Below are 10,956 nucleotides of genomic sequence, written 5' to 3' on the forward strand. Positions count from 1 at the left end.
TTTGGTCGGTGGATAAAAACTTTGATGCTAGCGCATCTAGGTCTTTTTTTCACCTCACATTTGGTATTGCACTTCATGTGTTAATCTAAGATGTAAAAAGCACTTTGATTATAAAGCATATTTTTCATGCTGTCTGCCATCACATACATGCTGTCTGCCATCACATAATGGTTAGGATTAACATTACATCACGATTTTTTTATCTTAAGCCATTGTCGTCCAATGCAACCAATGCCTCTCCAATCGTATGAAAAGAACCACAAACCACAATTAAATCCTGTGACTGACTGGTAGCTATTACCGCATCAGTCGCTTGCTGCAGATGATCCAAGCTGTGTATCTTAGCGCCATCAACATAGTTCAATAAAACACCCTGTAAATGCTCCGTACTCGCTGCCCGAGGATAATCAATCTCAGCGATAAACCACTCACTAATAGGCAAGCCTGCTTCAGTCAAACGCTGTACAACTTTTTCGATGTCCTTATCAGCCAACATAGAAAACAGCATTTTAATGGTAGCAGGTGCATCACTGGCTTGGTCATTTTGATTTGAGGTATCAAATGTGCTTTGATTTGCCAAATGCTGCTGCCAAAGTGGTAATAGCTGTGTCAATAAAAACTCAACACCTTGTTCATTGTGCGCCACATCAAACAGCCAGTGACGATTATGGCTCTCACGATAGTCAAAACGACCTGCTAACTTGACTGATTGCAGTGCTTGCTCGATAGCAAGGGTATCAATAGTTAACGAACTTGCGAGTACTGCTGACAAGGCATTGGCAGTATTAATCAACGACAATGCTGGACGCGGCAGCTGCATGCTGACTGCCGCATTGCTATATTGCCACGTCGTTGCATCAATGACACGATAGCTAAAATCTTTCTCTACTTGATAACAGTTTGCCTGATGCTTATCAATAGCCTGTTTTACACTATTGGGCATCTCCGCAGCACCATAAATTAAGCTAATATCATCACGTAAAATACCTGCTTTTTCTGCGCCGATATCTTCCATGTTGTCACCCAACCAGTCGACATGATCAATACCAATATTGGTAATTACCGCCATATCAGGATCAATGATATTGACCACATCTAAGCGACCACCTAACCCAATTTCCAATACCCATACATCACAATCTGCCTCAGAAAATATGAGTAGTGCCGCCAGTGTTGTCATCTCAAAAAATGATAACGTTAAGCCACACTTTAATCGTGCAGTTTCTACTTTACCAAAAGCATCAATTAAGGTTTGATCACTAACCATCTCACCATTGATACGCACCCGCTCATTAAAAGCACTCAAATGTGGTGATTGATACAGTGCAGTCTTATAACCTGCGGCTTGACACATTTGTGCGATGACAGCGGTCGTTGAGCCTTTACCATTGGTGCCTGCTACCGTAAATACATAAGCATCATCTTTAGCCGACTGTACCACGCCTAATGCCTCAGCCACTGGCAAAACACGTGATAACCCCATATCTATCGCTGACACGTGTATCTGCTGCATGTAATCGAGCCACTCCGTCAAACTGGCTGTGTCTTTGGGACTACACGGACTAGAATCTAGAGAATCGGACATGGTTCAAACCTATATAAAATAATATAAAAAATAAAGACAGTATATTCGCTAACTAAAACCAAAAATAGCATTTACCGTTATATGACGATAAATGCTATTAGAATTTTTTGAGTATTGTAGAAATACTAACACATGATACTAGGCAATTATAAACCCAATTACCTACTCATTTGAAACCAAGCTTCTACTGTGTACTACGCACTCATATTAGGCATATGGCTTAGTTTTGCTAACAGACGATAAATAGTCTCAATCAGTTGATGACGATGCACTACCTCATCTACTACGCCGTGCTCTAACAAAAACTCAGCACGTTGGAACGGTTCTTCTAACGTTTCACGTACAGTTTGCTCAATCACGCGTTTACCAGCAAAGCCGATCATCGCTTTTGGCTCTGCTAAGTGAATATCCCCAATCATGGCAAGTGATGCCGTCACTCCGCCATAAACAGGATTGGTCAAGACAACAATATAAGGGATACCAGCGAGTCTCAAGCGCTCAATGGCAGCTGCCGTTCGAGCCATCTGCATCAAAGACAACAAACCTTCTTGCATGCGTGCACCACCAGAGGCAGCAAAACATACTAAAGGCACTTTATCTTCTAACGCTTTTTCGGCCGCTTGAACAAAACGATCACCAACGACCGACCCCATAGAGCCACCCATAAAGCGGAAATCAAAGGCACAAGTCACCACATCTAGATTACGCAATTTGCCATACAGTACGATCAGTGCTTCGCTTTCACCTGTTTTTTCTTGTGCTTCTGTCATACGCTTTGGATACGGTTTACTGTCCACAAAACTGAGTGGATCTTTGGCCGTAAACTCTTGCCCCAGCTCGCCATCCACTTGATCAAGCAACCAGTTTAAGCGCTCACGAGCACTCATCGGTAAATGATGATCACAATGCGGACAAACATAACAATTAAAAATCAGCGATGTATTGGTAATCATCGAATGACAGCTGCTACATTTGGTTGAGGGTTCAGTCTCTACTGCACTCAATGGCGCTGTCAGTTGTTGCTTAACGCCTGGTATCGGACGATTAAACCACGATGTTCCAGATGTGTTGGTTTTTGTCTCAGTATTATTAGAAGTAGTCATATCAGGTTTTGTTATCGTATCAGTCATATTATTCGCCATTTATCGAAGGCTTATCGGCAAGCTACTCATTCACTTAGCCCTAAGGGTAAATTTAAGCGTCACATACAGTCATAACATGAGCAGTTATGAGGCACGCTTACGCGTAACTGTAACAATTTATGTATGGGGTTAGTTTACACACGTAAACTAACTTTAGCAAAGTCATTTAATAGTGTCTTTATAAACATTGTTATTTATCCATACAGCTATCTATAAATACTGCTACTGGCAATGCAATAAAAACCTGAATGACGACAACTTATCTTTAACTTAGACTTGGTTTATCTTAACTTTGGCTTGGCTTAAGCACTCAAGCTGTCAAGTGCACCGCGTAGCTCATCCATTTTTGCCATGATGTTCTGCTGTGCATTTGCAACTGCTGTAGCATCGCTTCCATCTATATCGGCGAAATTCTGTACTAGCGCGCTGCCCACGATAATGCCATCTGCATGTGCACCGATTGCTTTCGCTGACGTTGCATCACGAATACCAAAACCGACACACACTGGCAGATCTGTTTCTGCTTTAATGGCTTTTACATGAGTCGCAACATCATCGGTATCGAGCGTGGCCGAACCAGTTACGCCCTTCAGTGATACATAATAAATATAACCGCCACAATGCGTCAGTACTTGCTCACGGCGCTCAGGTAAAGTGGTTGGTGACAGTAAGAAAATCTCATTGATTGATTGTTCAGTTAAATGCTGAGTAAAACTACCCGCCTCTACTGGTGGCAGATCAACCATCAAGATACCATCAACGCCTGACTGCTCACATAGCGCAACGAAGTTGTCATAGCCGATGATCTCAACAGGGTTAAGATAACCCATCAGAATAATTGGCGTCTGCGTGTCTGTTTGACGAAACTCTGCAACCATTTTTAGCGCATCACGTGTACTTGTACCTGCTGCTAGTGCACGCTCGCCTGCTAACGCAACGGTTGGACCATCGGCCATTGGATCAGAGAATGGCAAACCGACTTCGATCATATCTGCGCCGTGCTTCACTAAATCGTGTAGCAAGCCAACTGTCGTTGTCGGATTAGGGTCGCCCGCCATCACATAAGGAATCAGGGCTTTTTTATTTTGGGATTTTAGCGTTTCAAAAGTGCTTTCAATTCTGGTCATAGTGGTCTCTTAATTAATTTAAAGTTAATATTTTATTATTGAGTCGCGTAACACATATTCCCTCTACTAATAATCTTACCAGTCGATATCTAGCTGTTCGGTACGGTTATAGAGTATATGAGTTAATAATAAAGCTACTTGTATTCTATGAATTTGATAATGATTGTCTGAATTATCGTTCAAAACATAACTTCCAAGCGTTGACTTTAATAGTACAAATTCTGATAACCCATCCCCATCAAATGAGTCAGGAATAATATTATCCTCGAACCCTTCACTGGTATTAGGCTTGTAGAGTACTGAAATACCACTATCATCTTGTTCAATGTTATAAACAATTTCATCTATATTATCAAAACAAATCACATTCTCTTTGCGGCGACTATTTGAGAGGACTCTTAATTCATCAGAAGTAATAGACAGAATAGGTTCTAAATGCCAATCAATCTTTTTTGCCATATATTTACTAGGTAAATTTTGGCCTTTTTCTTTACGAAATGCTAAGTAATGGGAAAATATGTGCCATAACATGAACATACTACATATAGTAAAAATGGATTTAACCTTGAATAGATCATTACTACCTAAGAACCTTTCTGCTAGATACAAAAGGAAGCCGATCACTACCGAGAGAAAAGCTAGTTGTATACTATCAACAAACTTTTCACTTTGAAAAAACTTTAGTTCTTTCTTAGGGAGTAGCATATTAATACTCAAGGGCAGGCTAAGTGTTAGCTTATCTGGAAAACTATTTAACTCAAATAAATTATGACTCACCGTACCCTCAATATTAGATAACTCTCAAGTTAATAATAGATCTAGATTAGATTCGAATGATAGGAACTTTAATCGTAGTAATTTACAACTCAATCCCTTCTGCCTTCATCACTGAATGCAAGTCTTTATCACCGCGACCTGACATATTAACGATAATCGTTTGATCAGGCGTCATTGTCTTAGCCAGTTTAAGCGCATAAGCAATAGCATGAGAGGTTTCAAGTGCAGGGATAATACCTTCTTTACGCGTGGCTTCATGGAATCCTGCCAGCGCTTCTTTATCCGTACAGCCGACATACTCCACGCGCTTCATATCTTTTAGGAAGCTGTGTTCAGGGCCGACGCCAGGATAATCAAGACCCGCTGAGATAGAATGGGTTTCTTGAATTTGACCATCATCATCTGCCATGAGGTAAGTACGATTACCATGTAACACGCCGATACGGCCAGCAGCCAATGGTGCTGAATGACGACCTGTCTCGATACCATCACCTGTCGCCTCGACGCCATACATTTTGACATCAGTATCGTTTAGGAAATCAAAGAACAGACCAATGGCGTTTGAACCACCACCGACACAAGCAACTAGTGCATCAGGCAATTTACCTGTTTTTTCGAGATGTTGAATACGTGCTTCTTTACCGATAATCGCTTGAAAATCACGAACCAATAACGGATAAGGATGTGGACCTGCGACCGTGCCAATAATGTAATACGTGCTATCTACATTGGTCACCCAGTCACGCATGGCTTCGTTCATCGCGTCTTTGAGCGTACGTGAGCCAGAGGTCACTGGTACAACCGTTGCACCCAGCAAACGCATACGATAGACATTCATCTTTTGACGTTCGACGTCATCCGCACCCATATAAACGATACACTCTAGTCCCAAGCGAGCAGCAATCGTTGCCGTCGCTACACCGTGCTGTCCTGCGCCAGTCTCAGCGATGATACGTTTTTTGCCGCACATTTTGGCAAGCAGTGCTTGTCCGATGGTGTTGTTAACTTTATGTGCGCCCGTATGGTTTAGATCTTCACGTTTAAAGTAAATCTGAGCACCACCAATCTCATCACTCAAGCGCTTGGCATGATATAGCGGCGTGGGACGACCGACATAGTTGACCAAATCAGTGTGATACTCTTCCCAGAATGCAGGATCGGCTTTTACTTTAGTATATAGCGTCTCTAGCTCTTCTAGCGCAGCCATCAGCGTTTCAGAGACAAAACGACCGCCATGTACACCGAAGTGCCCGCGAGCATCAGGGTATTGATTAAAGTCATTTACGTCTGCTGGATTGGTAAACGTATTGACAGATTGTGCGGTGGCAGATGGGTTTTTATTATCGACATGACTCATGGTAATTCCTACTGTAATAAGTGGTATTTTTTAGAATAAATAAGAAAGAAATAGGGTAAGTAACGAGTTATGGAGCTGATTGTAAACTAGCTACTTATGTTCAAAGGTTCGCTAGGCGTCGCGTTTTGCCATCGGTCACGCTTAACCGCTTTCATAAGGGCACGCATCTTGGCGGCGTCTTTTTTGCCTTTATCAGCTTCAATTCCGCCGCTGACATCAACTGCATAGATAGGCAGCTCTAAAGTCGTAGCGATATTGTCAGCAGTCAGTCCACCCGCTAGGATAATCGGTAGCGAGCTGGCTTGTGGTATCAGACTCCAATCAAAACGCGCACCAGTACCGCCATATTTATGCTGATGGTAGGCATCTAACAAGATACTACTCGCCCCAGCTGCTGCAAACTCGTCAATTTGAGCGCTGACACTAGCAGCACTATCCGTATCAGCATTAATCCGCAACGCTTTAATCCAGCGTTTATTGACTGCACTCGCCAGCTGCTGGCACTGCTCAGGGCTCTCATCACCGTGGAACTGTATGATATCAAACGGCACAGTCTCTGCCAGCTCAATCAATTCATCCTGCGGCATATTGACCACCAATGCCACTACGTTAATAAAGGCTGGCAAGGCAGTAATCAATGTCTGTGCTTGCGTAGGCGTTACGGCACGAGGACTGGGCGGATAAAACACCAAACCGACCGCATCAACACCTAACTGTGTTGCAGTCTGTATATCACTAAGCTGGGTAAAACCGCAGAACTTGACGTGCATTTGGTGACCTTTAAGAAGCTTTAGTAGTTTTTATTTTAATGTCATCATTTTTCGTGTCTTTAAGATTTAAAGCTTCCCACTTTGTTTTCTGATGCATCGTGACTGCTTTAAATCTATACCGATTATAACGGTATCAAACAAGTAAAAACTAAAGATAAATCGTGAAATATGGTGAGGTTTTGTTACTTAGACAGCAAAGCCATTGCATCCAAAAACTTATCCTAGCATACTTTTATTCATAGTTTCGTTTATGATTGCGAATGATTAATACAGGAATACTTGAATGTCTAAGACTGCGTCGAAAACGGCTAACAAAACAGACAACAACGACAGTAGTAATAACAACAATAGTAACGACAAAGCCAATCGCGTCAGTCCGCCGCATTATTTGATGTGGTTTCGTCGTGATCTGCGAGTTCATGATAATACCGCCTTAGCAGCGCTTTGTGAACAAGCAAATGCAGATAATGCAAGAGTCAGTGCTATATTCTTTCTCACGCCTGAGCAATGGCAAGCACATGATATGTCACTTACACAGCTTGATCTTATCGCTCGTACATTACCTGTCCTCGCAAAAGCCCTAAAGTCGCAATTGAACATCACTTTAACAGTACAGGTTTGTCCGAATTTTTCGGACTGTATTGACGCGCTAGTCGATATCTGTGATAACAACGCTATCAGTACGCTTATGACCAATCATGAATATGAAGGCAATGAGATCGATCGTGACGCACAACTAACCAAGCAATTAGCAAAGAACGATATCGAGTTTGTACGCTGGCATGATCAGTGCATCTTGCCACCGAAAACCATCACAACCAACGATGGCGACAGCATGTACCAAGTGTTTACCCCGTTTTATAAAAAATGGCGACACACCTTGGAGGTGAGCGATATACAAATGCATGAAGCAGTCGCTATCAGTGATAGTAACCATACTGAGTTAAAGCTGGCAAAAGACCACGCAAAAACGTTAAAAGAGATAAAAAGTCTTGGCACAAAAACTGTCAAAGACTATCAAAAGCAGCTAGAAATCAATGCGTCAAATAATCATGCCGATATGGAGGCGCAACTCAAACATACTCGTGATGCTTATCTGGCTGGTGAAACTGCCGCTTGCCAGCAGTTAGAAGCGTTTGTCGATGCAGACATCAATAACTATGATGTAAGCCGCGATGTACCTAGCTTGCATGCGACCAGTCAATTATCGGCTTACCTCACGATTGGCGCGATCAGCCCTAGACTGTGCTACCTACAGGCAAATAAAGCTCAAGAAAAACTGCACGGTAACGATAGCGACAACAACGACATCAATCGCTGGATAAGTGAGCTGGCATGGCGCGACTTCTATCGTCATGTCTTGGACTATAAGCCAGAGCTGATTCGTCATCAGGCGTATAAGCATGAGACTGACATTAAAATCAGTTGGTCGTATGATACCAATAACTTCGAGGCATGGTGCACAGGTATGACAGGTGTGCCATTGGTTGATGCCGCGATGCGTTGCCTGAATGCCACAGGGTTTATGCACAATCGCCTACGGATGGTGACAGCGATGTTTTTGACCAAAGACTTACTAATTGATTGGCGCTGGGGTGAGCGCTACTTTATGGAGCAGCTGATAGATGGTGACTTTGCATCCAATAATGGTGGCTGGCAATGGAGCGCATCTACGGGCACTGATTCAGCGCCCTATTTTCGGATTATGAACCCCTTTAGCCAAGCCAAAACCCATGACACAAAGGGCGAGTTTATTAAGACGTGGCTAACTGAGTTAAAAGACGTACCTGCTACTATCCTGCATTCAGAAGAAAAAATGCGTAAAGCACTCAGTAAAAATGGAGACTTTGCCGATACAGACTACCCTGTACCAATGGTCGAACATAAAGCCGCTCGACTATTAACCATCGCTGAATTTAAAAAATAAAGCTAGGGCCTGCCCTCAATTCAATCGACAGACATCTAAATAGGTTGAAAATAGCTAAAAACATACCTAATACTGAGAAATAATCGAGTTATAACAACCTCATCGCATCCTTTATGCAATGTTGACTCTGAAAAGACAAAAAGTCATTGCGTCTTAGGCAAACTTTACCTAACATAGTCAGATTGCATGAATAAAATGTCAGTATCAAAGTATCTATCAGGTTTTTGACCTGAATATTTTTATTTCAGCATACTGATGCATCAATCAAGATATTCCCTCTTCTGTATTATTAGAGCGGTTTTACTAAGATGCTCTTTACTAGCATTTTATTCGCTGAATGTTAGTCACAATGTGAGTTACTAGGAAACACCCTAGATTATTGCTAAGTGATAAAGGTAAGCTTGCGGCGGCAACGAAACGATTAGCCAGACGCTCAACATCCTACTATTTATTCTTATTTTTTATCGTTGATAAGGTTACGCTTTATTTATGAAAGCCAGTCAATTTTTATTTGCCACACTAAAAGAAACTCCAAGTGATGCCGATATCGCCTCAAGCCAGTTGATGGTGCGTGCCGGTCTTATTCGCAAGATCGCTTCTGGATTATATATTTGGCTGCCCATGGGGCTACGCATCTTACAAAAAGTCGAACGTATTGTTCGTGAAGAGATGCAAAATGTCGGTGCGCAAGAAGTGCTCATGCCGATGACACAACCTGCTGAACTTTGGCAAACGACCGGACGTTTTGACGATTATGGTCCTGAGCTATTACGCTTTAAAGACCGTCATGATCGTGATTTTGTGCTTGGTCCAACGCACGAAGAAGTCATTACCAATTTGGCCCAAGGCGAGCTGCGTAGTTATAAGCAACTACCTATCACTTTCTTCCAAATTCAGGGGAAATTCCGTGACGAGATTCGTCCACGCTTTGGTGTGATGCGAGCACGTGAATTTACCATGAAAGACGCCTACTCGTTCCACGTTGACCAAGCCTCACTGGCCAAAACTTACCGTGATATGTATGACGCTTATACGCGCATCTTTACCCGTTTGGGTTTAGATTTCCGTGCGGTACAAGCGGATACCGGTTCTATCGGTGGTTTTGCCTCTCATGAGTTTCATGTGTTGGCAGACAGTGGCGAAGACGATATCGCGTTCTCAGACTCATCTGACTATGCAGCCAACGTTGAGTTGGCGGAATCGGTCAGTACTGCCGAACGTCAGCCTCCTAAGATGGAGCGTGAAGACGTTCTGACAGAAGGCATGACCAGCTGTAAAATGGTGGCTGAGCATTTAGACGTACCATTAGAGACCACGGTCAAAACCTTAATCGTCCACGGTCATACCGAAGATGATGAGCCGCAACTGATTGCTGTCGTGCTACGCGGCGATCATCAGCTTAATGAGATTAAAGCTGAAAAAATTGAAGAGGCCAACGTACCGTTAACCCTAGCATCTGATGAAGAACTAAAAGCCGCTGGTCTGCACAAAGGTTATATCGGTGTCGACCTAGATATGCCTGTATTTGTCGATCGTTCAGCCGCTACCCTATCAGACTTTGTCTGCGGTGCTAATGAAGTCAATAAACACACAATCGGTATGAACTGGGCGCGTGATGCAAGTATTACTCGTATCGTTGACGTCCGCAATGTGCAAGAGGGCGATCCATCTCCTGATGGTAAAGGCACGCTAAAAATCAAACGTGGTATCGAAGTCGGTCATATCTTCCAGTTGGGTGATAAGTACTCACAGGCAATGAACTGTACCGTATCAGGTGAAAACGGCAAGCCAGTCACGCTGATGATGGGTTGCTACGGTATCGGTGTAAGCCGTATCATCGCTGCTGCCATCGAGCAGAACAACGATGAAAACGGTATTATGTGGCCAACCACACCAACCGTTGATGATTCAATCGCTCCTTTTGAAGTGGCTATCATACCGATGAAGTCAAAAGAAGAAACCGTCATGCAGACGGCAACAGCACTGTATGAAGAACTAAAAGCGCAAGGTATCAATGTACTGCTTGACGATCGTAACGAGCGTCCAGGTGTTAAGTTTGCTGACTTAGAGCTAATTGGTATTCCACATCGTATCGTAGTCTCAGACCGTAACTTGGCTGAAGGCAAGTACGAGTATGTCAATCGCCGTGAAGCAGAAAAACAAATGCTGAGCCGTGAAGAAGTCATGGCAAAAGTAAGCGGCAAATAGTTTTAATCTTATACCAAACCCAACAATTAAAGTTGCGCCCAAGCACGAGCAGTTAACGACCGA

The 10,956-nt window shown here is 43.0% G+C and carries 8 protein-coding genes; 2 read left to right on the forward strand and 6 right to left on the reverse strand.

The features are described 5' to 3' along the window. Positions 1–199: 199 nt before the first annotated feature. From EI164_RS11205 to EI164_RS11230, 6 genes are all read right to left on the reverse strand, one after another. The gene (locus EI164_RS11205; protein WP_192520046.1) at positions 200–1,585 is read right to left on the reverse strand and encodes a bifunctional folylpolyglutamate synthase/dihydrofolate synthase; all 1,386 of its coding nucleotides are present in this window, start codon (positions 1,583–1,585) and stop codon (positions 200–202) included. Positions 1,586–1,779: 194 nt separating this feature from the next. Beyond that, positions 1,780–2,688, reverse strand: coding sequence for an acetyl-CoA carboxylase, carboxyltransferase subunit beta (gene accD, locus EI164_RS11210; protein WP_192520053.1), 909 nt, complete (start codon positions 2,686–2,688; stop codon positions 1,780–1,782). Positions 2,689–3,029: 341 nt separating this feature from the next. Further along, positions 3,030–3,854, reverse strand: a complete 825-nt coding sequence (gene trpA, locus EI164_RS11215; RefSeq protein WP_192520047.1) for a tryptophan synthase subunit alpha — start codon at positions 3,852–3,854, stop codon at positions 3,030–3,032. A 75-nt stretch (positions 3,855–3,929) separates the two neighbouring features. Continuing rightward, positions 3,930–4,631 carry a hypothetical protein gene (locus EI164_RS11220; RefSeq protein ID WP_192520048.1) on the reverse strand — a complete coding sequence of 234 codons (702 nt, stop codon included), beginning with the start codon at positions 4,629–4,631 and terminating at the stop codon, positions 3,930–3,932. A gap of 82 nt (positions 4,632–4,713) precedes the next feature. Continuing rightward, positions 4,714–5,988: a tryptophan synthase subunit beta gene (gene trpB, locus EI164_RS11225; protein ID WP_192520049.1), complete on the reverse strand. Its 1,275-nt coding sequence runs from the start codon at positions 5,986–5,988 to the stop codon at positions 4,714–4,716. Positions 5,989–6,074: 86 nt separating this feature from the next. Next, positions 6,075–6,758: a phosphoribosylanthranilate isomerase gene (locus EI164_RS11230; RefSeq protein WP_192520050.1), complete on the reverse strand. Its 684-nt coding sequence runs from the start codon at positions 6,756–6,758 to the stop codon at positions 6,075–6,077. Positions 6,759–7,041: 283 nt separating this feature from the next. On the opposite strand from EI164_RS11230, the gene EI164_RS11235 reads away from it, so the two are divergent. Continuing rightward, positions 7,042–8,685: a cryptochrome/photolyase family protein gene (locus EI164_RS11235; RefSeq protein WP_192520051.1), complete on the forward strand. Its 1,644-nt coding sequence runs from the start codon at positions 7,042–7,044 to the stop codon at positions 8,683–8,685. Positions 8,686–9,174: 489 nt separating this feature from the next. Further along, the gene (locus EI164_RS11240) at positions 9,175–10,893 is read left to right on the forward strand and encodes a proline--tRNA ligase (RefSeq protein ID WP_192520052.1); all 1,719 of its coding nucleotides are present in this window, start codon (positions 9,175–9,177) and stop codon (positions 10,891–10,893) included. Positions 10,894–10,956 lie beyond the last annotated feature (63 nt).

The sequence above is a fragment of the Psychrobacter sp. FME13 genome (assembly GCF_014861395.1).
GTDB lineage: Bacteria > Pseudomonadota > Gammaproteobacteria > Pseudomonadales > Moraxellaceae > Psychrobacter.